19 protein-coding genes, 1 tRNA gene and 1 pseudogene are annotated in these 24,859 nt (G+C 42.0%); 6 read left to right on the top strand and 15 right to left on the bottom strand.

Annotation, left to right across the window (positions count from 1 at the left end; all coding sequences use genetic code 11):
* Nucleotides 1-32: 32 nt before the first annotated feature.
* From recG to IQ274_RS18915, 7 genes and pseudogenes are all read right to left on the bottom strand, one after another.
* On the bottom strand, nucleotides 33-2,510 hold the full coding sequence (recG, locus tag IQ274_RS18885; RefSeq protein WP_194143092.1) for an ATP-dependent DNA helicase RecG: 2,478 nt from the start codon (nucleotides 2,508-2,510) through the stop codon (nucleotides 33-35).
* Nucleotides 2,511-2,570: 60 nt separating this feature from the next.
* The gene (locus IQ274_RS18890) at nucleotides 2,571-3,416 is read right to left on the bottom strand and encodes a hypothetical protein (protein WP_194143093.1); all 846 of its coding nucleotides are present in this window, start codon (nucleotides 3,414-3,416) and stop codon (nucleotides 2,571-2,573) included.
* 324 nt (nucleotides 3,417-3,740) lie between these two features.
* Complete coding sequence (gene tsf, locus IQ274_RS18895; protein WP_194143094.1) at nucleotides 3,741-4,685, bottom strand: translation elongation factor Ts; 945 nt, start codon at nucleotides 4,683-4,685, stop codon at nucleotides 3,741-3,743.
* A gap of 213 nt (nucleotides 4,686-4,898) precedes the next feature.
* A complete protein-coding gene (gene rpsB / locus IQ274_RS18900) occupies nucleotides 4,899-5,693 on the bottom strand; it encodes a 30S ribosomal protein S2 (RefSeq protein WP_163934263.1) in 795 nt (264 codons plus the stop codon).
* Nucleotides 5,694-5,931: 238 nt separating this feature from the next.
* Nucleotides 5,932-6,090, bottom strand: a complete 159-nt coding sequence (locus IQ274_RS18905; protein ID WP_163934259.1) for a hypothetical protein — start codon at nucleotides 6,088-6,090, stop codon at nucleotides 5,932-5,934.
* Between the two features lie 407 nt (nucleotides 6,091-6,497).
* Nucleotides 6,498-6,926: pseudogene (locus tag IQ274_RS18910) on the bottom strand (Uma2 family endonuclease); the annotation flags it as partial.
* Nucleotides 6,927-6,954: 28 nt separating this feature from the next.
* A complete protein-coding gene (locus tag IQ274_RS18915) occupies nucleotides 6,955-7,752 on the bottom strand; it encodes an HAD family hydrolase (RefSeq protein WP_163934255.1) in 798 nt (265 codons plus the stop codon).
* Nucleotides 7,753-7,857: 105 nt separating this feature from the next.
* Between IQ274_RS18915 and IQ274_RS18920 the strand changes: the two genes are divergently transcribed.
* The gene (locus IQ274_RS18920; RefSeq protein ID WP_163934274.1) at nucleotides 7,858-8,676 is read left to right on the top strand and encodes a hypothetical protein; all 819 of its coding nucleotides are present in this window, start codon (nucleotides 7,858-7,860) and stop codon (nucleotides 8,674-8,676) included.
* A gap of 52 nt (nucleotides 8,677-8,728) precedes the next feature.
* Here IQ274_RS18920 and IQ274_RS18925 read toward each other — a convergent pair whose 3' ends face one another.
* The 4 genes from IQ274_RS18925 to IQ274_RS18940 all read right to left on the bottom strand — a co-directional run bounded on the left by IQ274_RS18925 (nucleotide 8,729) and on the right by IQ274_RS18940 (nucleotide 14,081).
* Nucleotides 8,729-9,433 (bottom strand): DevA family ABC transporter ATP-binding protein, encoded by a 705-nt coding sequence (locus IQ274_RS18925; protein WP_194143095.1) that lies wholly within the window; start codon nucleotides 9,431-9,433, stop codon nucleotides 8,729-8,731.
* 96 nt (nucleotides 9,434-9,529) lie between these two features.
* Nucleotides 9,530-10,684, bottom strand: coding sequence for an ABC transporter permease DevC (gene devC / locus IQ274_RS18930; protein WP_194143096.1), 1,155 nt, complete (start codon nucleotides 10,682-10,684; stop codon nucleotides 9,530-9,532).
* 249 nt (nucleotides 10,685-10,933) lie between these two features.
* Nucleotides 10,934-12,358, bottom strand: a complete 1,425-nt coding sequence (locus tag IQ274_RS18935) for an HlyD family efflux transporter periplasmic adaptor subunit (RefSeq protein ID WP_163934252.1) — start codon at nucleotides 12,356-12,358, stop codon at nucleotides 10,934-10,936.
* Nucleotides 12,359-13,343: 985 nt separating this feature from the next.
* Complete coding sequence (locus IQ274_RS18940) at nucleotides 13,344-14,081, bottom strand: phycocyanobilin:ferredoxin oxidoreductase (RefSeq protein ID WP_163934250.1); 738 nt, start codon at nucleotides 14,079-14,081, stop codon at nucleotides 13,344-13,346.
* Between the two features lie 201 nt (nucleotides 14,082-14,282).
* Here IQ274_RS18940 and IQ274_RS18945 point away from each other — a divergent pair, with 201 nt between their 5' ends.
* Entirely contained in the window at nucleotides 14,283-14,492 is a 210-nt protein-coding gene (locus IQ274_RS18945; protein WP_194143097.1) for a hypothetical protein, read from the top strand.
* 466 nt (nucleotides 14,493-14,958) lie between these two features.
* Here the strand turns inward: IQ274_RS18945 and IQ274_RS18950 are convergent, their stop codons facing one another.
* Nucleotides 14,959-17,265: an IMS domain-containing protein gene (locus IQ274_RS18950; RefSeq protein WP_194143098.1), complete on the bottom strand. Its 2,307-nt coding sequence runs from the start codon at nucleotides 17,263-17,265 to the stop codon at nucleotides 14,959-14,961.
* Nucleotides 17,266-18,033: 768 nt separating this feature from the next.
* Between IQ274_RS18950 and pdhA the strand changes: the two genes are divergently transcribed.
* The 3 genes from pdhA (at nucleotide 18,034) to IQ274_RS18965 (ending at nucleotide 20,171) form a co-directional block, all read left to right on the top strand.
* A complete protein-coding gene (pdhA, locus tag IQ274_RS18955; RefSeq protein WP_114080372.1) occupies nucleotides 18,034-19,068 on the top strand; it encodes a pyruvate dehydrogenase (acetyl-transferring) E1 component subunit alpha in 1,035 nt (344 codons plus the stop codon).
* 100 nt (nucleotides 19,069-19,168) lie between these two features.
* Entirely contained in the window at nucleotides 19,169-20,038 is an 870-nt protein-coding gene (locus tag IQ274_RS18960; RefSeq protein ID WP_163934244.1) for an aldose epimerase, read from the top strand.
* A 61-nt stretch (nucleotides 20,039-20,099) separates the two neighbouring features.
* Nucleotides 20,100-20,171 (top strand) — tRNA-Lys (locus IQ274_RS18965).
* Between the two features lie 278 nt (nucleotides 20,172-20,449).
* On the opposite strand, the gene IQ274_RS18970 is transcribed toward IQ274_RS18965, so the two are convergent.
* Together IQ274_RS18970 and IQ274_RS18975 are read right to left on the bottom strand one after the other, a co-directional pair.
* Nucleotides 20,450-21,382, bottom strand: a complete 933-nt coding sequence (locus IQ274_RS18970) for an SDR family NAD(P)-dependent oxidoreductase (RefSeq protein ID WP_194143099.1) — start codon at nucleotides 21,380-21,382, stop codon at nucleotides 20,450-20,452.
* A gap of 58 nt (nucleotides 21,383-21,440) precedes the next feature.
* The gene (locus IQ274_RS18975; protein WP_228058252.1) at nucleotides 21,441-22,142 is read right to left on the bottom strand and encodes a TetR/AcrR family transcriptional regulator; all 702 of its coding nucleotides are present in this window, start codon (nucleotides 22,140-22,142) and stop codon (nucleotides 21,441-21,443) included.
* Between the two features lie 442 nt (nucleotides 22,143-22,584).
* Between IQ274_RS18975 and fba the strand changes: the two genes are divergently transcribed.
* Nucleotides 22,585-23,664, top strand: a complete 1,080-nt coding sequence (gene fba / locus IQ274_RS18980) for a class II fructose-bisphosphate aldolase (protein WP_100898838.1) — start codon at nucleotides 22,585-22,587, stop codon at nucleotides 23,662-23,664.
* Between the two features lie 241 nt (nucleotides 23,665-23,905).
* Here the strand turns inward: fba and IQ274_RS18985 are convergent, their stop codons facing one another.
* A complete protein-coding gene (locus IQ274_RS18985) occupies nucleotides 23,906-24,718 on the bottom strand; it encodes a carbon-nitrogen hydrolase family protein (protein ID WP_163928379.1) in 813 nt (270 codons plus the stop codon).
* Between the last annotated feature and the right edge of the window lie 141 nt (nucleotides 24,719-24,859).

Here is a 24,859-nt window from a genome sequence, read left to right on the forward strand (position 1 = left end):
TAGCTATGAGATTGGTATTTTATCAGGTCAAATTACGTCAAAATCGCTCCACCCATCAACCGCTCATATCGATACTTCAACTCTTCTTTCATCAAATACCAGCGCTCTAGAGTAACATCCATCTCTATTATTTTCTCCGCTGCTTGCCGCGCTAAAAGTAAAACTTCTTCATCTTCAACCAAACTTGCTAAGGTAAAATCTGGCACTCCCGATTGACGAGTTCCCAGTACTTGCCCTGGGCCACGAAAACGCATATCCATTTCGGAGATGAAAAAGCCATCCTGAGATTGTTCTAACACCTTCAACCGTTGTTGAGCATCAGGACTTCTGGAACTGCTCATCAACAGACAGTAAGATTGAGCCGCACCACGACCTACACGCCCTCGCAATTGGTGCAGTTGCGATAAGCCAAATCGCTCCGCATTTTCAATGAGCATTACTGTAGCGTTAGGTACGTCTACACCAACCTCGACAACGGTAGTAGAAACCAAAACCTGCGTTTGGTTATCACGGAATTTGGTAATAGATTCGTCCTTTTCGGCTGAACTCATACGACCGTGCAGTAATCCCACTTGAAAATCGGGAAAAATACTTTCTTGTAACTTTTGATGCTCATCAACAGCCGATCGCAAATCCAGTTTTTCTGATTCCTCCACCAAGGGCAAAACCACATAAACTTGTCTACCTTGAGCAATTTCTCGCCGGATTAGGTCGTAAGCATGGTTGCGTTGCTGACCCGACAATACTGTTGTCTGAATCTTTTGCCGTCCTGGTGGTAACTCATCAATTTGGCTGACATCTAAATCCCCGTGTATCGTCAGTGCCAAGGTTCGAGGAATCGGGGTAGCTGTCATAGTTAACACATGGGGTTGTTCACCTTTTTGTTGCAAACGCGCCCGTTGTTCTACCCCAAAACGATGCTGTTCATCTATCACCACTAACCCCAGTTGCTGGAAGTTTACAGAGTCTTGTATTAAGGCATGAGTTCCCACTAACAGAGGTAATTCACCAGTTCCTAACTGAGAATGTATTTGTCTTCGTTTAGCAGTTTTGGTGGAACCTGTAAGTAATTCTACTGGTAAATGTAGGAGGTTAAACCAACTAACTAACTTGCGATAATGTTGTTCTGCCAAAACTTCTGTGGGAGCCATTAACGCCGCTTGGTAGCCAGATTGAATTGCTGCGAGGATAGCTAGCACGGCGACAACTGTTTTACCAGAACCGACATCGCCTTGCACCAAACGATTCATGGGTACAGGTTTTTGTAAGTCGTTGAGGATGTCGTTAAGGACTCGTTGTTGTGCGCCAGTGAGTTTAAAAGGTAGTATTTCGTGAAATTTCTCTACAAGTTGACCTCGTGGGACAAGGATGGCGCTAGTTTGAATCGCTCTTGCTTGCTGCTGACGTTGTAGTAACCCAAGTTGTAGGTAGAAAAATTCATCAAAGACTAGGCGACGACGGGCAACTTGCAGGGCGGCGCTATCGCTGGGAAAATGGATATTAGCGATCGCATCTTTCAATTCCATCAAACCATATTTCTGCCGCAAACCACTTGGTAAAGGGTCTTTCAGGTTAGCCGCAGCAGGTAAAGCAGTAATTACCGCCTGTCGGACTGTATTCGCCACTACGCCTTCAGTCAATCCATAAATTGGCACTACTCGCCCAATATTTAGCGACTCAATCGAATCTCCTGGATTTGCCAAAACCTCTAGTTCTGGATTATCAAGCGTCAAACCGTATTTACTTTCTTTCACCAACCCACACGCGGCTAAAATACTACCCACTGGATAACGACGTTTTAAACTTTCTTGCCAGGCGCGACTACTAAAGCGTGTACCTGCGTAAAAACGACCAATTTTGAGTTGACCGCTATTATCTTTTACGACCAGTTCTAAAATTGATAATTTCTGATTTTTAGGGCTACTAAAGCAGTTACAACGCTTGACTGTAGCCACTATTGTCACCGTCTCACCGGCCTGTAACTCGCGGATATTTACCTGACGCGCATAATCAATGTGGTCACGAGGATAATAGAAAAGCAAGTCGCGGACGGTGTGTAAACCAAGCCGTGCCAAATTATCAGCTTTTTTGAAACCTATTTCTGGTAAATCACTGAGTTTTTGGTCAATTTTCGGTGCAAGCCTCCGACTCACCTCACTAACAATTGGAGATTTCGGATTCGTATTTGGAATTTTTAATTTATTAATTCTCCCCTGCTTCCCGTCTTCCCCCTGCTCATCTTGCTGTAGTTGTGATAGATACCTACGAGTTTCTGCTACTAAATGTTGTCTTTCTTCCAGTGCTAGATGTGGATAACTAGCAAATTGCACTGCTAGTCCTTGCCAACGGCGGCGTTCAGTTTGGAGTAAGCCTGTTGGGAATTTGCCCAAAGTCAGGCTTAAAAATTCACTGAAGCGATATTCTCTGCCCACCAAGTCTGTAAAGCCCCGTTCGGCTTCTATTGCCAAGGCTTTGTGCAATCGTATCCAATCTGGTTTTTCATTAGTCATTGGTCATTAGTCATTAGTCATTAGTCATTAGTCATTAGTCATTTGACTCTGGACAAATGACTAATCTTCAAACCAACTAGCACGCCATGCAGCTTCAGCTTCAGCGATCGCTTTCTCTCGATGTTTCTTTTGATACTCTCGTCCTAGCTTGTTTAGCTGAACTAAAATACTGCGGATTTGCCTGCGTTCAGAGGAGAGTGCCACATCAGCAAATTCAATTTCTCCTAGCCGCAGGTTAATAGCCATAATTTGCGTCAGCCCAGAATCTTCTGACTGCTGCTCATTTTCAATTTCAATTACTAAGTTTAATAAGTTGGGTGGCCCTGGCATGACCTCAGCCGATGCTTCTGATGCAGCCGCAGCCGCTGCTGCTAAAATCGGTTCTGGTAATTTTTTAGGTAATACTCCAGATTTTTGTATTAAAACATTAGCATCATGCGAAAGTTTTTTCAGTATATCTTGCGTTACTTCTTCTAAGTTCTGTTGCCATTTTACTAGTTCTATAGGATTAGAGGTGTCGGCGGTGAGAGACTGAGAATTCGAGGTGTCCAGAAGTTCAGAAGATGTTACTTCCTTATTCTCCTCATCTTCATCTTCTTCATCTTCTTTATCTAACCCAACTTCCTGACTTTTAATAGAAGTGAGCAATTGTTCGGCTGCCACTTGCCCCAACTTGCGGATAGCTTGTTGCAATTGCTGGCGCTGATTCAATGACAAATGCAGAAAGTTTTCGGGATATCCCTGTGTACAAAGGTGATAGCTCGCCAGGATCAACTGTTTTCGTACAGCTAGCCCCAAGGTGTTTAGATAACTAGCATAAGCAGTTTGTAGTTCTACTGCGATCGCCCGAATCGCTTCTTTTAATGCTGCAATATCCCGTTCAATTCGCTCGATTGCTCTTGCCATATCTTTTCGTTCTTGTCCATGTGAACTATTACATAGTACAAATGTACGAATTTATTTTATAATAACTTCCCAAAGAAGTTCAGATTTTAAATTAAGTGAGATATTTCGCGTCTCTGCTAAAAAAACACAGGTCAGGCTATTTGCTTGACCTGTTTGGTAAAGAGTCATTTATCATTTGTCCTTTGTCATTTGTGAATGACCCTTCGGGTTCACCAGTTGCTCATGGGGGAAACCCCCTTCTCTACGAGACGCTCCGCGAAGGCGCTAGCCTCTCCCTTTGGGAGAAGACCGCACTGGCTCACCAATGACCAATGACCAATAATATTATTTACCGCCCATTTGTGCAGCGACTTCATCAGCAAAGCTAATTTCTTGCTTCTCAATGCCTTCGCCCAATATATAGCGGACAAAGCGAGTCACTTGAATATCTTCGCCTAATTGCGCCTTCGATTGCTTAAAAAGGTCTTCGACGGAAATACTCTGATCGCGGATGTAAGGCTGATCGATCAAAGTCAATTCTTTCAGGCGTTTTTCAATCCGTCCCTGAACAATCTTTTCTTTGATATTCTCTGGCTTGTTCGCCAAATCATCCTTGCCCATTTCAATGTCTTTTTCTTTTTGGGCAACTTCGGGGGGGATTTGGTCTACGCTCACATACTCGACATTTGGACAAGCCGCAACTTGCATTGCAGTGTTCCGTGCCAAGCTTTGAAACTCTGAGTTAGCAGCCGCTGACTCAGTTTGGGAACCCAGTTCTACTAATACACCAACTCGACCGCCAGTGTGAATGTAGCTGTCTACTACGCCTTGTGTGCCTTCTGCTATTGCAAAATTAACAAAGCGGCGCACTTGGATGTTTTCACCAAGGGTGGCAATAGTTTGCTTGATGGATTCTTCTACAGTCGCACTTTCATTCTCAATATAGGGTTGAGCCAGCAAAGATTCAACACTATCAGCTGTCGCTGCTTGCTTTGCCAGGTTTTTAACTAAAGCTTTAAAAGCCTCGTTACGAGCAACAAAGTCGGTTTGGCAGTTGACTTCGATGAGTACACCCACTCGACCACCTGGCTGAATGTAAGTGTCTACTAGACCTTCTGCCGCAATGCGATCGCTTTTTGCCCCCGCTTTAGAGATGCCCTTTTTCCGTAGCCAGTCTGCGGCTTCTTCTACGTTGCCTTCAGTCTCTATCAGCGCCTTTTTGCAGTCCATCATGCCGGCACCAGTTTTTTGGCGTAGCTCTTGGACGAGTTTTGCAGATATTTCCGCCATTTTGCCTCAATTCCTAACTTGACCTTGAGTTGTAATCACTCACCTAATTTAGTGCTGAGTGCTGAGTTTTGAGTGTTCAGTCATCAATTTTATTCTTCATTGACAAATCACAACTTAACAACTTCAAAAATCAAGACTTAGCACTATCAAATTTGCTGAGTCTTTCTATCTTACTCAGCACTCAACACTCTTAACGGGCTTCCGCTAACAGCACTATTCTTCTGTTTCTTCTTCGGGAATTACGGCATCAGTATATTCGGTTTCTTCGTAGTCATCGTCATACTCACTACCGTCGTAATCTTCGTAATCATCTTCAGCATCTAGCTGACCGTGACGACCTTCATAAATGGCATCTGCCAATTTTCCGACTATCAGCTTAATTGATCTGATAGCATCGTCGTTTGCTGGGATGGGGATATCTACGACATCTGGATCGCAGTTTGTATCCAACATGGACACAATGGGAATATTCAGCTTTTGGCATTCTTGAACTGCGTTATATTCCCGTCGTTGGTCTACGATTACCACGATATCGGGCACTTTCCGCATTGTTTTAATGCCGCCTAAATATTTCTGAAGCTTCGTCATTTCCCGACGTAGCATTGAGGCTTCTTTTTTCGGTAATAAATCTAGTGCGCCAGTTTCTTCACGGCGTTCTAAATCTTTCAAACGGTCAACCCGTGTTTTGATGGTTGCCCAGTTGGTCAACATTCCGCCCAACCAGCGTTGGTTAATGTAGTGGGAACCACAACGGCTAGCTTCTTGGGCGATGATTCCAGCTGCTTGGCGCTTGGTGCCAACAAAAAGAAATTTCTTCCCTTGTTCAGCGTGCGATCGCATGTAATTGTAAGCATTATCCATCAACTGGGCAGTTTGCACCAAGTCGATAATATGCACACCATTGCGGGAAGTATAAATGTAAGGAGACATTTTTGGGTTCCAACGCCGGGTCTGATGCCCAAAGTGAACCCCTGACTCCATCATTTGAGCCAATGAAACTACTGGCATATATTTTCTAACTCCTATTCGGGTTAAACCTCCATCCAAGTGCATTTCCCAATCTGGGAAACACCCGAATTCTCAGATGTGCGAGATTAGTTAACCATACTAGGTTAGCACATTCGCTAGAGTGTTTGGTAAGGGCGATAAAAAGCGCTGCCCACTCAACAATAGGAAGCGCTATGCTTTTATTTAACTCAGAAATTACCAATTAGTTAAACTAGCCCAAAAAACCTATCTACTAGCGTTATTCCTCATCCTTGGGCTTGGGTTTTTGTCGTCTTTGTTCTACCTGCTCGTCGATAGTTTCTCTCATTTTGCGATCGGCAGCGTCCATCGCAGAATACTTAAAACGGTTGATTATGCCACTGAAGAAGTTGCTAAAGAATCTTTCAATTTCCTGCATAATTTAATACCTCGGTATTTAAAGATAAATTCTTGACTTTACATTGGTCTTGGACTTTCTATTGAAAGTTGTAAATAAAACGCTAACCTCTGAAAATGACTGTATAAAACAGTTGCCTCAATCAAATCACTACTGTTGAGATTTCTGAGATTGAAACGTGGTATACCCCATCTATTGTATTCTCTCTACGGTAATAAATATAGCAACGACACAGGTAACAAATTGTTTACTTGGGATTGGGCTGAGATATAAGCAAAACCTGGCAGATGATCTTGAACAACTTAATTTTCTGTTGTAATGATGAAGTTTGAGGGTACTACAATGAAACTATTATTACTCAGTAAAAAATAGATGCAATATCTACGGCGGATATAGCTACAGCAACTCCTGGACTTACAGCCTGTATGTTACTGAATAATATCAGGGTCTACATTGAGCGATCGCAACCTTGCCTTTAACTGTTCTATTTTCAATTCTGCCTGTTCTGCTCGTTGGCGTTCCTGTTCTGCTCGTTGGCGTTCCTGTTCTACCAGTTCTTCTGCTTGCTGTCTTGCTAAAACTTCCTGTCGTAAAGCTTCTGCCAGTTCATTTGGGATGAGTAATTTTTCCCCGTTATTTTCTCGATAAAACCCAATTAACCTTCCCTCAACCACCAAACGCAGTTGTAACGGTTCACTGCGTCCATCCTCTATAGGTTCGTAGATTTCTCCCCGCAAGCGATAGCCACGTAACTGTTGTTCCACCCACTCGCTTTTAGGGTCAAATAACCAGTATTCCTTGACACCTAGCTGCTCATAGAGAGTCTTTTTGAAGATTTCATCTTGTCCCTTAGCCCCAAAGATTGTAGAACAACTCTAGTTCTCCCTAACTTGGGATGTGCAAGCTTTTCAAAATATAACTAGATAACTCACAAAATCCTTCACCTTCGGCGGCATTGGTAATATAAGCAGGGTGATATTTCAACTGATTCATATATTCCAAAACGTTTGCCACGCCTACAGAAACAGGAAAATAACGCCGATCAAATAAACTTTCGTCATTGGGGCTATCGCCCACAGTAACAATTTGTTCTGGTGAATACTGGGGCAAATATTCGCGCAATACCTGCAACAATCCCAGAGCTTTATCTTGCCCTTGGGGTTTTATGTGACACTGCACGTTGCTATAGGTAAATCCCCAACCCATTTGTTGACAAAGACTGTCTAGGGTTTGTAGTTCATCTTGACTCAAACCAGCTACATCAAAAGTCCAGTCAGTGACGCGAAAGCGATTCTCAGCAGATTCTTGGATTTGAGGAAATTTAGTTTGTAAATTTTCAAACGTCGTAGCCAAGTGCTGGCGATGTTTGGCTAAATCGGAAATAGGTGTTAATACTACTGGTTTGTGATTCCCCGGTGGAAAGTACAAACCACCATTTTCTGCGATCGCACCTGCCACCGGCATCAGGCTACTCAATCCACTCACCCACCCAGCAGAACGTCCAGTGACAATCAGCACCTTAATGTCAACTGCCGCTAAATCCTCTAAAGCTTGTAGCAGTGGGGTAGTAAATTTGCCTCGTCTAGTTAGCGTGCCATCCATGTCTGTGGCTATCAGACGAATATTGCTAAAGCTTGTAGATGAAACGTCAGACAGAACAGGGACGCTCTGGTGTCTGGACATACGTGGTTTTGTAAAAAGCTGTTAAAAATATTAATGATACAGCAAGATGGCATTGAAGATTTGGGCATCCTAAACATCAGGAGTCAAGTTTTTCAGTTTCCAACCATGCCCACTTCGATGTATCTTGCCCAAACCCCAGGAAAGCCTAAAAAAGCATCCCAGGAAGTGCCAGCAAGTAATCCTCAAATACCAACGTTATTGTTGGTAACTTCTGGAGGACTGGCTTTAGTGGTGATTGCTTTGATTGTATATAGTAAACTCCAGATGGATAAGCTGGAGAAAAAAATTAAGTTTGAACAATTCCGCGCGCGAGAATTAGAGAAAAAGTTTAAGCTGGCGCTGGAAACAATTCGCAAAATGGAAACTAATCCCGATTTGGTAAACTCACGGGACTTTAACCTAGATTATCTGCGAATGCGGATGTCAGAGGAAGTGTTTCATTTTGCAATCCTTAATCAAGTGAAGATTCAGATCAAAGAAAAAGTTACTCAAGCTCTGCGGCCAAATCAAGCACAACTTGGATCAGTCGGAATTGCTAATAGCGCTGGACGGCAAGTAGATGAAATTTTTGATGTAGAGTATGAGACTGGTAGCCCAGGGAACTCTGCCAAGCGAGTGCTGTTTCGCATTCAAATCCGATTAATGAAGTTACCGACGCAAGCAACTTCTGCGACTATTAGTCAAATTATTGACTGTATAGAAACTTACTTAAGCCCTATAGAAGATGAAGATAGTTGGCAACCAACAATTCAAGGTCGGATTGCTACTATGCATTGGGATCAAAAGGCTAAACCCACGCCTTTACTGGTTCTGGAGCAATCGAATGAAGGTGTGAATGTGACCTTTCGTACTAGTCGCCAACCAAATGCCCCAACTCCACCAAACCAACCTGGAATGAAAAAATCAGGCTCGGCTAGACAATAAATTATGGCTGTCATTGGTCATTAGTTATTGGTCATTTAGAAAGGACAAATGACTAAATGGGTGCATTTGAGGAATTACGGGTTAAAAGACCATCTTCCATTTCTACGATGCGATCGGCTATGTCTAAAATGCGGTTGTCGTGTGTCACTAATAAGATGGTGGTTCCCTGATTTTTGGCTAGACTCTGCATTATTTCCACAACATCGCGTCCTGATTGTTTGTCTAATGCTGCTGTTGGTTCGTCTGCTAGCACCAGTGGAGGACGATTTACTAAGGCGCGAGCGATCGCAATTCTTTGTTTCTGTCCACCAGAAAGATTATCTGGGTAGTAATCAACTCGTTCTTCTAGACCAACAGACCCCAGCATGGCTTTTGATTTAGCCATTGCTTCTGTTTGAGAAATATTATCATTCAACTCTACCGCCATCTGCACATTTTGCTTCGCAGTCAAGAACCCTAGTAAATTGTGAGCTTGAAAAATATAACCAATGTTGCGTCGCATTTGTACCAGTTTGTTTTGACTGACACCAACGAGTTCTTCACCTAAAAATTTTAAACTTCCCTCTTGTACAGACCGCAAGCCACCAATTAAGCTCAGTAATGTGGTTTTACCGGAACCTGATGGCCCGGTCATAATTACAATTTCACCAGGATAAATTTCTAGGTTGATGTCAAATAATATCTGTTTTCTCAATACGCCTTTGCCATAGTAATGATTGAGATTCTTAATGGCAATTACAGGTTCTTTTTCTATCATGTTTTTGTTAACTGTAAGTTGGGTTTTCAAAAATTAAGTTTTCTTAATTTTCAACTATAAAGTCTATTAATTTAATATTAATTAATATTAAATTAATTAAAAGATATCTGCTGGATCTGCGGAACGTAATTTTCGGACTGCGATTGCACCGGAAATAATACACATCAGCATAGTCAAAATCAAAACCATTACGGCACGATCAAAACTCATAAAAACTGGTAAAAGTGTTGCATCTCTAGCACTTTGATACATAAATAAAGCAAAAACTATTCCAGGAAAGTATCCTAAAATGGCTAATAGCAAAGCCTCTTGAAGAATTACCGTTAATAAATAATTTTGTGTATAGCCTATTGCTTTGAGAGTAGCGTATTCAGCTAAGTGATCTGCAACTTCTGTATAAAGAATCTGATAAACAATGACAGTTCCTACAATGAAACCCATGACAGTCCCTAATGTGAAAATAAATCCAATAGCTGTACTGTTTGCCCAATAATTCCGCTCAAAATCAATAAATTCCTGCTTAGTTAAAACATTTACCTCTTTAGGTAAATATTGTCGTAGTTCTTGAGCAACAACTTGAGCATCTGCTCCCGGTTTTAATCTAATCAGCCCAATATCAATTAATCCTTTTTGACGATTACTGAATATTCGTATAAAGTTAATATCACTTGTAATTAAATTACCATCTGCACCGAATGATGCACCTAATGTAAATAGTCCTTCTACTTTAATGCGCCGCCTTCTTACCTCTGCTGTTACAGTCTTTCCTTGGCTAAAATTAGCAGCAATAGGCCCATACTCTATCCGAGAAGAACGGTCAAATAAAACTACATCTGGGAGTTTAAGTTTCTCTAAGTTTTCCTGAACCCCAGGTAAGTTAACTATATTAGTTTCTGGGTTCATTCCAAAAATTAGAATACTACGAGGACGACCTGTTACAGGATTTTTCCAGATTGTAAAGTCCAAATATATAGGATGTACTGATTGTACTGCGGGTAACTCTAAAGCTTTATATAAACGTCTTTGAGAAAAGCTCCTCATCGCCAAAACAGCGCTAGATTGACTATTAATTAAGACAATATCGCCTTGCAAGCTGTTATGAAATCGAACGTTACTATAATATAAGGCATCTCGGAAGCCGAGTTGCATAAACATCAAAATATCAGCAAAAGAAATTCCTGCTAAAGCCACAGCTAGGCGAGTTTTTTCCCTTGTCAGTTGTAGCCACGACAGAGGTATTTTTTGATTCATTTTATAAGTATCCAAGCACAGCTATTATTTACAGCAGAATTCATAATTTAGTAGTCATAAACCAAATGTAGCAGGTTTTAATATCTGGCTTTTAAGTTTAGATTGTCTACCTCACTTAATTAAAAACTGCTGTAATTTATCAAGCATTGTTTATAGAATGTTTGAAGTTGATAAAACAGCCTAGCTAAGAACATCTCCAATTCAAAGTATCAAATTAGAAATTGAGATTACTGCTCATCCATAACTTAACTAGTTATTAATTTCAACAACAACTTTAGCGTAAGTTAAACCAGAAACTTTTTGGCTATCTTCTGGAGGCAAAGCAATTTTAACTTCTACAACTCTGGCATCCACATCTGCTGCTGGATCTGTATTTAGCACGTCCTTTTTACCAATTTTTCTGCCAATTTCAGTAACAGTTCCCTTCAATTCGCCGCTAAATGCTCCATTATCGCTGCTGATAGTGGCGTTTTGACCAATTTGCACTTTACCAATGCTGTCTTCGGCTACTTCAGCAATCACATACATTTGGCTAGTTTGGCCAATTTCAGCAATGCCATTTGCACCTATGGCTTCGCCTGACTTGGTGTAAACTTTTAAAATCTCTCCAGCAATTGGTGCTTGAACGTAGCTTAACCTTAGTTGTGCTTCGGCTTTTCTGACATTTGCGATCGCATTACTAACTTGAGCTTGCGCTACTTGCACATCGGTAGGACTAACATCTAAAATTCTGCTTAGTTTGGCTTTTTCTTCCTCAATTTGTCTTTGCAAAGTTGCTAAAGTTTTGTCACGGTTAACTTTCGCTTCGATTAGCTGCTGTTGCAAAGTTGCTAAATTTTGTATTTGGTTAGCTCTAGCCTCGGCAAGTTGCTGTCGTATGGTTGCTAACGTCTGCTTTAGGGTAGCTTGGCTTTCGGCCACCTGTTGATTAGAAGTTACTGCACTCAAGCGTCTGCGATCGCGCTCTTGCTGAGAAATCGCACCTTCTCGGTATAAAAAATCATAGCGTCCGGCATCGACTTGGGCATTGCGCTGTTCGGCTCGGATACGTGTAAGCGTTGCTCTGAGGGCTTCTCTTTGCCCACTGAGTTCAGCTTCTAAACGATTCACAGTTGCTTGCTGAACAAGTTTATCCCCACTTAACTGAGCTGCAATCCGGGCGATCGTTGCTTGTTGAGCATCCCTTTCCCCAACAAACTGCGCTTGTAGGCGAGCAACAACTGCTCTTTGAGCTTGAATATCTCTTGGAGATCCAGCCCTAACTTGCGCTAAATTCGCACGGGCTTCTTGCACTTTGGCTTTCGCCTCTTCTAATCCGGCTATTTGGGTATCGCGGTTGTCCAAAATTGCCAAAATTTGGCCTTGCTTGACTTGTTCACCCTCTCTCACCAGAAGTTGCTGAATTCGTGAGGATGGCGATAATCCTGATGATGGGGCGGACAATTTAACAACTTCGCCTCGCGGTTCCAAACGCCCTACAGCACTAATGCTATTGGTAGATGGCATTACGGGTACAGATGTAGTGAGTTTTCTCAGCTGCTCGATTTTGGCTGTACCTAGTATCCCAGCCGCGATAACTATTGGCACAGCTACAGCGATACCCCACCAAATCTTAGGTTGTTCTTGATTAAGTGCCTGCTCACTTGGCTTTGGCTTTTCAGTCACCCTTGACATAGTATGTTGCCCGTTTACCTGAATTGTGCTGATGGAAGTAAAAATAAAAGGGTTTTTAATCAACAGCCAGCTGCTTAGGACAAACAACAGTGCTTTAAAGCTGGGTATGGCTTAAAATCCATTGCGTGATGAACGCTCAACACTATGGTTTTGCAAAATGGTGTTTTCTATAGCGATGTCTTACGACAAGACGCTACGCGAACGTCGCTAATGCGTCTACGCTCGTACCCGACGGTTAGCAATACTTGTCGGGTTTTGGGGGAAAGGGACTCATGTTAAAGGGGAAAAACCTTATATATCGAGCCTTCCACTCCTTTTCCTTTTAAGCGAGCAGTATTGCTACAGGTAGCCGCTATGCGTCTATGTATGCAATACATTGACCTCACTTCCATTCCTCTTGCTTTTTAGGAGAGAAGAATGGAAGTTTGCTTACTTACTTGGGATTAGGTCTGTATTGAAACCGAGAAGCGCTATAGTAGCTGGCTATTCAATAACTCTGAGTATTATTGAGACATGAGTGCAATGGAAATTAGCAGAATTAACAAGCCTAGATATAGAGACGCGATATATCATGTCTCTACACAAAATCCCAAAATGGTATGATGCGATACTGTACTGCTACAACAACTACGGTTACAGTTGTCACAAAATTGACAAAAATAGACTGTTGCCTTGTTTGGATACAATCTTGCTACAAAAGTTAGTCTTCCTTAAGTGAATGAATGATTAACTAACTAAAAAATATCTATCAACTTGAGCATTCCTAACATCAGAGTTTCCTTAACTTTCTGGTCAATGAGTTAGCTGTCTCTAGTTGCTTGCACCTGCCAAGACAACCAACCATTTTGTGATATTTGCTTCAAAGACCTGACTACTCTCACTGTTGGCGTTTTGGGACTCCATTAAACTCTCGTTGAATGAATTCTACATTTATCTGTGACGCGAAAACGTAACAGAGCCTACAGATGGGGAGATGGGGGAATGATTAAGTTGGAAGGTCGAATAAAACTGTGGTCATATAATTTTCTGCCCAAACTGGACCAAAGGCTTTTTCTAGTACGCGGCGGGTTTTATCGTTTTGCTGCTGTTTGGTGCAGTAGTTGTGTTGTCCAGCGAGATTTTGTGTAACTTGTTCGACTGAAACAGGATGTGAGGCGATCGCTTGCATACAATGAATGTCTAAAAATTCTCGCACACGCGACAGAAACATTGCTTCTTCTTCTGGGGAACCGGGACGTACAAAGATGCAAAAATCCGAAAAAATATTTCCCCATTCTGGTAATTCACGGGGTTGGGAAAAGTTAAGCACTGGTAGCTGTGCCAGTTCAGTAGTATAAGATTCTGGTAAGGTGCGCTCTAATTGGATAGGGGAAAGGTCTGCGATCGCTGCACTAATTTGACCTCTACCCCCAACTAAATCGCAACCAAACATCGGCAGGTTGTATTCTGGACGGGGAAACATAACGCAGTGCAAAATATCCAGCATATTTCCGATTTTTGCCAGTTCCAAGTGCATCTTCCGAAACTGGGGCGTTTGATAGCACCGATTTTCAATCGTCAGTTTTTCGCCTTCTAGTCTACCTTCCACATACCCCAACTCATCAGGCAAATGGTAGGGCGATAGATCCAGGTGCTGATGCCAAGCTGCCTCAATACAATCAGCTAGCTGACGAATTAGGGGATGTTGTTGCTCACGCAGCGAGGGCATAGAAGTAAATGACATAAGCTAGTTGGGAATGCGAATCTAATGCCCAGTCTACAACCTGTCGTGCCACACCTGTGTGGTCTGCAATATAAGCAAACAGTTCCACACAGCCAACGTAAAGTTATACGACAGATGCTTTTCACAAAGATTATTTATTTTGTAGTCTAGGTTACAGAAATAATTTTAGATTAGCCCACTTGTGAAGGCTAATAGAAAGCTATGAAACTAGATTCTCGTAGACCAGATTTTGCTGTGCAACCAAGAAGGCAGAATCTGGATGATTTAAATTGGGTAAAACTTTTGCAACTTCCTAACCCCTTTAGTTTTGACGAAGCACTTTTATTATGTCCGGTTTCAGCAGATGAGTGGCTAGCCTGGATTCCAGATCATGGGGAGGCGATACTCAATAGTAGACATTTTTGCTACTAACCATCAAGTAGTTTTACTATTCAATGTTTGAAAACATACTAGAGTGGCAAGGCTAAAATGTTGCAAAAAAATTGTAGGTTGGGGAGCCACTGCGTTGCGCGGGTTCCCCGCGTTGTAGCAAGTGGCGTTGGAGGCTTTGCGTAACCCAACATTCTGATATATATTGGGTTGCGCTCCACTTCACCCAACCTACTAGCGTGACATGCTTAAAATTTTGGGTTTAAAAAACTCACAAAAATCAAAATTTAATCATTAACAGAATTACTCAACCCAATAAATTAAGCTTGCCGCGCTACTACGTCTAATACACTATTTTAGCCTTGACACGCTACTACAATACCTAATTTTTTTCATAAATCAAATCGGATTCCTATTAGGATTATCTCAGTGATAACTATGTGAAAAACCTTTACTAATTAAATTGAATGATACAGCTTGTTACAAATTTTCACCTAAAAGTTCCAAATTATCTGGTGAATTGATTCACAACAGATGTACTCTGAATACGCCATTTACCTCGTTCTCGAATCAAATCATACCGAACTCTCAATTTATCATTAGAAGAGTTTTTAAACTGACCATTTTCATATAACTGCGTCACTTCATTGACCGTAGCTTCTACTGCGGCACGATCTGCAAATAAACCAATTTTCTCAACAGCTTCTATCTTCAAACTATGGTCGAACTTGCGGTAGCGATTGTCTAACCTATTCTGTTGAGCAATCAGTCGCCATTGAGATAAAGCTGAACCAGTTAAAATTTGCTCTAAATTATTAATCTCATGATTTGACCCTAAAGCTGCGGCTTTGGTAGATAACCAAGTGTAAATAACTTTTTCTGCCTCTGCACTTGTTAAAGGGCCTTCTTCTAATTCTGGTTTTCTATTTGGATCGGGAATAGGTAGCGGTGGTTGGTTTATTTGTACAAACAACTGTAGATCAGGCGGAGAAGGTTGAGGAAAAAACAGATTTTTTAACCATCCAAAAGTTGTTGTAGCTAATACCCAGAAAACTAATATGCTCACCAAAGAAATAAACACTCTCCATACCAGCCGTGTTTTACCTTCTATGGTGTTTGCAAAAGTTCGCCGCCGTCGGGGACGACGAGAATGAGGACGATTATCTGGTATACGCTCTCGGCTAGCAGATGGAGTGGGTTTTCTCCGCCTACGCTTTTGGTTATGACCAGATTCAGCACTCTTACCTGAACCGTTCAAATGCTGATTAGTGCCTCTGCTCATCCTTTCAGCAGCAGGAACCTCTGATTTTATACTTCCAGATGAACTCCACATCTGTGGTGAGAAGTTTGGATATTCAGACGTTTCTTTTGTTGGTGTTTCTGGCAAATCTGGGTTAGGTACTCTGCTGTGATTAAATGACGCTGGACTCTTAGTTGAATTGTTATGAAAATGACTATTCTTTGCCTTGGTCTGGGGAAAATACTGGGGGTTAATTACAGCCCATTCATTAGTTGTTTCGGCATCAGTTGGCAGTGCTTCTAAATAAGCTTGTACCTGTTGGTTAGCAAAATAATCTTTTAAAAAAGCTTGCTGGTTTGCTAAATCTCGAAAATGGGGAAAGACTTCGTGTTGCAGCCACTGTTCTGCATATAGACACAGCCCTGGTAACAAATCTGGAGAGTCTTGAGATTTTTCACGAATAAAAGCTAAAGCTTCGTACTCCTGACTAAGTTCTAAAACCCGAGTTGCTTCTTCAGTTTGCCCCAAAAGTAAGGCACATAGCGACTGTTCTAAATGTACATCTTGGCGCTTGCCCAGACGCACGAGCATTTGTCTTGCTTGACGAATTAAAGCAGGTTGCCGTTGAGCAAATCCTCGCGCTATCAAGGCATAAACAGCTAAGTAAGTGGCAACAGCAGAATTGCGTTTGCTTTGGGCTTCAAATAACTTGTGCTGTTCTGCGACTGTTAAGTGGTTGCGTAACTGCTGAATAAATCGTAGAAAGTCATCTATGTTTAAACCAGAGTCATCATTATTCGTGCCATCAATGCCGCCACGATCTTCTAAGAGATTTTGCAATAATTCCAAGCCTTGGCTGCGTTCGGCAGTCTTTTCTTGAGGTAATGCGAGCAACTCCAAAATTCGATATGGCCGCAATTTGTAAAGATCAGCCTGAATTTCTGCCTGAATACTAGAGAACAAACCTTCGCGTACTAGCAGTTCTTGACCAGTTTCTAGGGATATGGCGGCATTTTCGTAGTGACCTTGCTGCCACTGTTCCCGACCTAATTCTAGGCAGGCAAGAGCAACAGTGAGAACAACATCTGGGTGTTCAGCACTTTCATAAATTTCTTCGTCTGCTAAGTTATTGCTCTTTCTTGCACTTGTAGCACTATTTTTATTTACCAGGTACGGACGACCTAGTTTCAGTACAAGTTCGTATTCCCCCAACTCTTGCAAAATTAATAAAGCGCCAACTAATTCGTCTTGGGTAATTTCGATACCAAGACTCTGGGTATCACTACCCCTTTTGGTGCTTTCTGTACGATTTTCCTGTGCTACTGCGGCAGCAGCAAGGTTATCAGGGTCATAGGCGTGGGCAAGATAAAGCTGATCGTAGGTACTGCGTTGTTTTGGATCTGATAAAACCACGTAAGCTTCTTCTATGAGTTGTTTACGAGAAGAAATTGCTGCCTGAGAATACTCACGTCGTGGCAATTGTACAATGCGATCGCTGTATGCCTGTCGCAATTGTTCTTCACTTGCCGCTAACGGTAGTCCTAAAATTCGGTAGTAATCTAGCGGAATTCGCACAGCCTACTTCCCCTGCACCGTGATCAACATAATTTACCTAGAGCTTTCCAGGTCTGTAAAACCGTGCCATAAAAATGCCGTATAGAATTTACTCTACAAGTGTATATTGCAACAACCTGTTTTGTACCTTCCCGAAATTTTGAGTCACATTCTAGTACTAATTTTTTGCTTTCGCCCAGAAAGCCTCAATTGTTTGTCTTAATTCTTAGTATTTTTGTTTAACACAACTATTATCAGCCTTCGATAGCACAAACCACAACTACCGCTTTTAATCACGGCATAAATGTTGTGGTTGCAAGAATCTATTGATAATTGATTTTTTTGATACTTTCCCAGTACGAAGTAACAAAAATACTACTGTTGGGGACTCGACCCTGATAACGGGAGAATAAAAATAATATCATAATTAACCTTTAATTACAATTACCTATTTGGGTATATGGACTTTTGCTTCATTTTTTCTAAATTGTTAATGGATATGCAGAAAGCTGTCTATCTTGATTGCTAGTCTATGAAGGGGAATAGTGAGAGAGAAAAACCCAAAGCGATATATATTGTCGTTAGAGTCAAATCCTCACGGGGTATGGGCTGAAAAGTTAAAAATCAAAAATTAAAAATTCAGCTATTCCCTAAGACCCTTTTTTGGTGCATAAATAAAGTTTGATTGTTGAGTCTTACAAACGCTAGCCTGTTAAAAGCCGAGGTGTTATCAGACCAACTTATTTAAGACCGTAACTTTAAGTTGTACAACAGGGATACTCAAAAATAATGGTTCAAGAGCGTACTTTACCCACATTTAATCCTGCTACTACGCAAATTACTAAAGAAGAAGGGTTATGGTTGTATGAGGATATGGTTTTAGGGCGCTTGTTTGAAGACAAGTGCGCTGAAATGTACTACAGGGGCAAAATGTTTGGTTTTGTCCATTTGTACAACGGTCAAGAAGCTGTTTGTACGGGTGTTGTACAGTCAATGCGACCGGGTGAAGATTACGTTTGTAGTACTTACCGCGACCACGTTCATGCTTTGAGTGCGGGAGTACCAGCAAGAGAGGTAATGGCAGAATTATTTGGCAAAGCCACAGGTTGCAGCAAAGGGCGCGGTGGTTCCATGCACATGTTTTCTGCGGAACATCGGTTGCTGGGTGGCTATGCTTTTGTGGCTGAGGGAATTCCTGTAGCAGCTGGAGCGGCTTTTCAAAGCAAATACCGCCGCGAAGTGCTGGGAGATAAAAATGCTGACCAAGTTACGGCTTGCTTTTTTGGCGACGGTGCAGCTAACAACGGTCAGTTTTTCGAGACACTAAATATGGCAGCTCTATGGAAACTGCCAATTCTTTTTGTAGTCGAAAATAATAAGTGGGCTATTGGGATGTCTCATGAGCGGGCAACTTCCCAGCCAGAGATTTATAAAAAAGCCAGTGCCTTTAACATGGTGGGCGTGGAAGTAGATGGTATGGATGTTCTAGCTGTCCGAGCCGTGGCTCAAGAAGCTGTAGCCCGTGCCCGTGCAGGTGAAGGCCCAACATTAATTGAGGCGCTTACCTACCGCTTCCGTGGTCACTCCTTGGCTGACCCAGATGAAATGAGGAGCAAAGCTGAGAAAGAATTTTGGTTTGCCCGTGACCCAATTAAGAAGCTGGCTGCTTATTTGCTGGAGCAAAATCTAGCGAATGAGGCAGAAATCAAAGCTATTGATCGTAAAATTCAGGATGTAATCGACGAGGCAGTTAAATTCGCCGAAAACAGCCCCGAACCAGACCCCAGCGAGTTATATCGTTTCGTGTTTGCAGAAGACGAATAAACAGTGCTGAGTTATGAGTGCTGAGTGCTGAGTACTTTTTATTTTGCTCAGGACTCAGCACTATGTACTCAGTACTACACCTTACTCAGGACTAAAATTTGTGTTTAGCATTGCAGTTCAACAGCAACAGTACAAGACGTACATTCTTTCTGATGAAGCCGCTGGTTCTCAATTGGAAGTCGTACCTGAACGCGGTGGTATCATCACTCGTTGGCGCATTCAAGGACAAGAAATTTTCTACTTAGACACTGAACGCTTTACTCATCCTGATTTGAGTGTTAGAGGTGGGAACCCAATTTTGTTTCCTATTTGTGGCAATCTCCCAGATAATACTTACATCCACAACGGGCAAAAATATACTCTCAAACAACACGGTTTTGCCCGTGAATTGCCGTGGAAAGCAACAGAACAGGAAACTGGAGATAAAGCTAGTCTCACTGTTGTTCTTGATAGCAATGAGCAAACTAAGGCAGTTTATCCTTTTGATTTTCAACTGGCTTTCACCTACGAACTTCAAGGTAATACCCTAGAAGTCCGCCAGCAGTATAAAAACTTATCATCCACACCAATGCCCTTTTCGGCTGGTTTCCATCCCTACTTTTTATGTGGTGATAAAACTCAGCTAGATGTTGAAATTCCTTCAAAGCAGTATCAAGACAATCAAACTAAGGAATTTCACTCTTTTGATGGCAATTTTGACTTTAGCCGTGACGAAATTGATTTTGCCTTTGGACAGCTAACGAGTAAATCAGCCACTGCGATAGATCGTAGCCGGAAGTTAAAACTCACCTTGGATTATGATGATTTCTCTACCTGGCTGGTATTTTGGACAGTCAAGGGCAAAGAATTCTACTGTCTAGAACCGTGGAGTGCCACCCGTAACTCTCTCAATACTGGTGATAACCTGACTGTGTTAGCACCAGGAGCTAGCCACACAGCATCTGTAAGGTTGACCGCTAATTTTTTCTAAACCCCTTTACAAATCTACAGATGTATATGCTATGATTGCAAAGTTGCGAAATGCAGCGAAAGGGTCGCTAACTCAACGGTAGAGTACTCGGCTTTTAACCGATTAGTTCCGGGTTCGAATCCCGGGCGACCCATATAAAGGTTTAAGTAAGACTCGCCTCTGCTTTCATATCAAAAGCAGAGGCAAGTTTTATTATTAGTAAATTTGTTAGGACTAACGCAAATAATAGCCGAAACCCTAATTTTCAGGTAGAGGCGATACCCTGCGGGAAAGCGCCTTGCCTCTACAACGTTTAGTTTTGCATAAGTCCTATTTGTGAATGCGATCGCTCTGGATGCTCCCAAATTTTCGGTTAAGCGATCGCTGACCGCCCATTATCAAATCTGTTAGTTAGCAGATGTGTGAATTTGGTCATTTGCCCGTATGGGCCTTTTTATTAAATTCAAATTTCACATCGGTGAGTTTTTCTGATACTTCCCATAGTTTTTTAGCGATCGCTTGGTCTTTGGATAACTCGTTTGATTCGACTTTTATTGGATAGCCGCGTATCTCCATAAACCCATTGGGGCCGAAATATTCCGCGCCTTTTAAGCCTGCTTCGATTGCCGCCCGCAGAGTTGGTAATGCGCCCATCGTGATGTCTTGAGCAAGGATGCCGTTGAGATATTTCACAACGCCACCCGCAGTTCTCTGCAATTCGGTTGCTGTCCAGCCCGGATGCGAGGCGGTTACAAGTGTGTCGATACCGTTATCTTTTAGTTTTCGGTCGAGTTCGTAGGTAAAAAAGATGTTGGCAAGTTTGCTGTCGCCGTAAGCTTTCCATTTGGCATAACTTCTCTTTTCCCAATTCAAATCATCGAAATCTATTTTGCCTATACTATGTGCGCCGCTCGAAACATTGACAATTCGTGAGCCTTCGGTGTCAATCAAACGTTCCAAAAGCTGTCCTGTCAAAGCAAAATGTCCGAGATGATTAGTGCCGAACTGCAATTCAAAACCGTCCGTCGTTTTTGAATACGGTGGAATCATCACACCTGCATTATTAATCAGTAAATCCAGACGCACATAATTTTTCTGAAAGTTTTCAGCGAAATTTTTAACTGATGCTAAATTCGCCAAATCAAGTTCCATTACCTTTACGTCGGCATCTTTATTCTGTTGAAGAATTTTTGCCAATGCCTTGTTTCCTTTGTCCAAATTGCGAACCGCAATAATTACAGACGCTTGTTTATTAGCTAAAACCTTCGCCGTCTCATAACCGATACCACTGCTTGAACCCGTTACAATTGCTACTCTTCCTTTTTGACTTAGAATATTTTCCGCGTTCCATTTTTCATTTTTCATTTTATTTACTCCTATTTAATTAATCGAACGTTCATTTAATTAATTCCCAAAAAAAGAATTAATTCGTTACTGCGTCCCACGCAATTTTATAGGCGGTTTCTAACATTTTTTCATCAAAAATCAAAGCACCACTAAAATGCTCTTTAATCAATCCAGTCAGAGGTGCAAAGGTAAAAGCGGTAAAAATTTCCAGGGAAATTTCCTTAAAAACTTTCTCCTCTTTACCGCGATTGAACAAATCTAACATTGGCTTGAAATAGCTCGAACTTTCATCTTTACAAATGCGGTCAACCATAGGGGAATTAGCAAATTGCTCTGTAAAAGCAAATCTGACCGGATTTTTAATTGCGTATTGATAATAATTATTCCAGATCATTTTAAAGGCTTTCTCTACAGATAGGTTCTGGTTAACACCTTTCAAAATTTCTGCACTCATTTCCTGCTTTACGAACAAATATATTTTATTGAGAAGGTTTTCCTTGTTTTCAAAATAGACATATATTGTCGCGGGCGAAACATTCGCGGTTTTTGCAATTTTCGACATCGAAGTATCAGCAAAACCATTTGCAGTAATCAGTTCGATTGCCGCATCACAGATTGCTTGATTTTTTTTGTCGTCTTTGTGCCTCATAATTTTTATAATAAACGAACATTCGGTTATCGTCCAGTGAATAATTTTGATGATAGCGATACCTGCGGTGGTAACAAACTTGTACTGAGCATCTCGACTTCGCTCGATGGAACCGCAGGCGAAATACAACTTTCCTACGGGACGCTACGCGAACGCGGAAACAAGCTACGCTATATTTAATGTGAGTATCCGTTGGAGACTCACGTTAATTTATGTAAACTATGCATGGTTTGACCCCAAATCCAATAGTTAGGGAAAAACACCCTGAGAGCATTTGTCAGAAGTTAGTGTGTTTAAGTTGAAGCGATCGCTTTGAGATGACCATTTGGGATACTAGGCTACCAGAGCTACTAGCTGTAGGGTAACTAAATCTACAGCGATACAGAGCAACGATGGTTCATAGTACAGGAGTATAGAACATAGTTATAGTAACGATGGCATAAACTTTTTCAACATAGATACACGACACTAGTTATAATTTCCTATAAGTTGAAAAAACTCTTAAGATTTAGCGTAATAAATACGCTTCTCTCAGACCGACTAGCTGACAACCACATTAGGAGGACTATCTATGGCGCTTGTACCACTGCGGCTGCTGTTGGATCACGCAGCTGAAAACGGTTACGGCATCCCAGCTTTCAACGTTAACAATTTGGAGCAGATTCAGGCAATCCTGAAGGCTGCTGTAGAGACAGATAGCCCCGTCATTTTACAAGCTTCACGCGGCGCTCGTAATTATGCTGGCGAAAACTTCCTCCGCCACCTGATTTTGGCTGCGGTAGAAACCTATCCTCACATTCCCATTGTCATGCACCAAGATCATGGGAATGCTCCTGCTACCTGCTACTCAGCAATTAAGAACAACTTCACCAGCGTGATGATGGATGGTTCTTTAGAAGCTGATGCTAAAACTCCTGCTAGCTTCGAGTACAACGTCAATGTTACCCGCGAAGTTGTAAATGTAGCTCATGCTTTGGGTGTCAGTGTTGAAGGTGAACTCGGTTGTTTGGGTTCTCTAGAAACTGGTGCTGGTGAAGCTGAAGATGGTCACGGGTTTGAAGGTACACTCGACCACTCACAACTGCTAACCGATCCCGATGAAGCTGTTGACTTCGTAGAAGCAACCCAAGTAGATGCTTTGGCTGTTGCCATTGGCACAAGCCACGGTGCTTACAAATTTACCCGCAAGCCGACTGGTGAAATTTTGGCCATCAGCCGCATTGAAGAAATTCACCGCCGTCTGCCTAACACCCACTTGGTAATGCACGGTTCATCCTCTGTACCTGAAGATTTACTTGCACTGATTAACCAGTATGGTGGTGCAATTCCTGAAACCTACGGTGTACCTGTAGAAGAAATCCAAAAAGGTATCAAGAGTGGTGTACGTAAAGTAAATATCGACACCGATAACCGTTTGGCAATTACTGCTGCTGTACGTGAAGCTTTGGCTAAAAAACCAGAGGAGTTTGACCCCCGTCACTTCCTCAAGCCTTCTATTACATACATGCAAAAGGTTTGTGCTGAACGCTATCAACAATTTGGCACAGCTGGCAATGCAAGCAAGATTAAGCAAATTTCTTTGGAAGATTTTGCTGCTAAGTATGCTAAAGGTGAACTAAACGTTGTCACCAAAGCTGCTGCTAAAGTTTAATTCTGATTACCAATAAATAGGTGCATAGTACTGCTATGCTCCTAAAAAATTGAAGATTCTAATATTGACACAAACCGGGTATTTACCCGGTTTTTTATTTTATTTGTAAGGGTTGGGGATGGGGAATGGGGAATGGGGAATGGGGAATGGGGAATGGGGAATGGGGAATGGGGAATGGTCAATAATCAATAGTTGCTTCTTCCCCTGCTCCCCCTGCTCTCTACTCCCCACTCCCCAATCCCTAGAACACCCGATGTTGTAAAGAAGGCATTTGACGACGGACTTGTTCTAACCTCGTTGGCTTGATTTCTGCGATCGCAATTCCCGGTTTTTCCCCAGCATCGGCTAAAATTACACCCCAAGGGTCGATAATCACGGCGTGGCCGTGAGTTAGACGGCGACCGTAGTTATTCCCCGTTTGGGCGGGAGCAATGACGTAGGCGGTATTTTCGATGGCTCTGGCTTGTAGTAGTACTTGCCAGTGATCTTTGCCAGTAAAGGCGGTAAAGGCGGCGGGAATAAAGATAACATCGGCTCCCTTCTCTGCCAAATGACGATACAGTTCAGGGAACCGGACATCATAACAAATAGAAAGTCCTAAATTACCAAGTTTTTCTGAAAAATAGACGGGGGGTAATTGCGTACCAGCCACAACAGTGCTGGATTCCCGATAGGTGTTGCCGTCGGGGACATCAACATCGAATAGGTGTACTTTGTAGTAGCGGGAAAGTTCTTGACCGCTTGGGTCGATAAGTAGAGTGGTGTTATAAACTTTGCCTGTATTGTCTACAGGAAGTGGAAAGCTGCCGCCCAAGATCGTAATTTGAAAGCGCTGGGCCATTTTTTTGAGAAATTTTTCACTTTCAAGAGCGATCGCATCGCCTTGCGCGAGTTTATCTTTTTCTTCGCCCATATAGGAAAAGTTTTCTGGCAAGCCAACCAATTCAGCGCCTTGACGCACGGCAAGCTCTATTAATTCTTCTGCCTGAGCCAAATTTTTGTGTAGATCGGGCACACTTGTCAATTGAATAGCGGCGGCTAAATAAGACTTCATAGATTCAACAACGAACAGTTGATTTATGGAAGATAGATTATCAAAATATATCGCTACTTCAACATCTATGGAACTTAATTAGAAATACGTCAGCCAAGATTTTCTTTAACAGACTTATTTTATTGCTAATTTTAATCTTCC

The organism is Nostoc sp. LEGE 12447, from assembly GCF_015206985.1.
Taxonomy (GTDB): domain Bacteria; phylum Cyanobacteriota; class Cyanobacteriia; order Cyanobacteriales; family Nostocaceae; genus Nostoc.

Coding starts and splice junctions, on each gene's coding strand:
- recG (WP_194143092.1), bottom strand. CDS start 2,510: ATGACTAATGAAAAACCAGATTGGATACGATTGCACAAAGCCTTGGCA.
- IQ274_RS18890 (WP_194143093.1), bottom strand. CDS start 3,416: ATGGCAAGAGCAATCGAGCGAATTGAACGGGATATTGCAGCATTAAAA.
- tsf (WP_194143094.1), bottom strand. CDS start 4,685: ATGGCGGAAATATCTGCAAAACTCGTCCAAGAGCTACGCCAAAAAACT.
- rpsB (WP_163934263.1), bottom strand. CDS start 5,693: ATGCCAGTAGTTTCATTGGCTCAAATGATGGAGTCAGGGGTTCACTTT.
- IQ274_RS18905 (WP_163934259.1), bottom strand. CDS start 6,090: ATGCAGGAAATTGAAAGATTCTTTAGCAACTTCTTCAGTGGCATAATC.
- IQ274_RS18915 (WP_163934255.1), bottom strand. CDS start 7,752: ATGTCCAGACACCAGAGCGTCCCTGTTCTGTCTGACGTTTCATCTACA.
- IQ274_RS18920 (WP_163934274.1), top strand. CDS start 7,858: ATGCCCACTTCGATGTATCTTGCCCAAACCCCAGGAAAGCCTAAAAAA.
- IQ274_RS18925 (WP_194143095.1), bottom strand. CDS start 9,433: ATGATAGAAAAAGAACCTGTAATTGCCATTAAGAATCTCAATCATTAC.
- devC (WP_194143096.1), bottom strand. CDS start 10,684: ATGAATCAAAAAATACCTCTGTCGTGGCTACAACTGACAAGGGAAAAA.
- IQ274_RS18935 (WP_163934252.1), bottom strand. CDS start 12,358: ATGTCAAGGGTGACTGAAAAGCCAAAGCCAAGTGAGCAGGCACTTAAT.
- IQ274_RS18940 (WP_163934250.1), bottom strand. CDS start 14,081: ATGTCATTTACTTCTATGCCCTCGCTGCGTGAGCAACAACATCCCCTA.
- IQ274_RS18945 (WP_194143097.1), top strand. CDS start 14,283: ATGAAACTAGATTCTCGTAGACCAGATTTTGCTGTGCAACCAAGAAGG.
- pdhA (WP_114080372.1), top strand. CDS start 18,034: ATGGTTCAAGAGCGTACTTTACCCACATTTAATCCTGCTACTACGCAA.
- IQ274_RS18970 (WP_194143099.1), bottom strand. CDS start 21,382: ATGAAAAATGAAAAATGGAACGCGGAAAATATTCTAAGTCAAAAAGGA.
- fba (WP_100898838.1), top strand. CDS start 22,585: ATGGCGCTTGTACCACTGCGGCTGCTGTTGGATCACGCAGCTGAAAAC.
- IQ274_RS18985 (WP_163928379.1), bottom strand. CDS start 24,718: ATGAAGTCTTATTTAGCCGCCGCTATTCAATTGACAAGTGTGCCCGAT.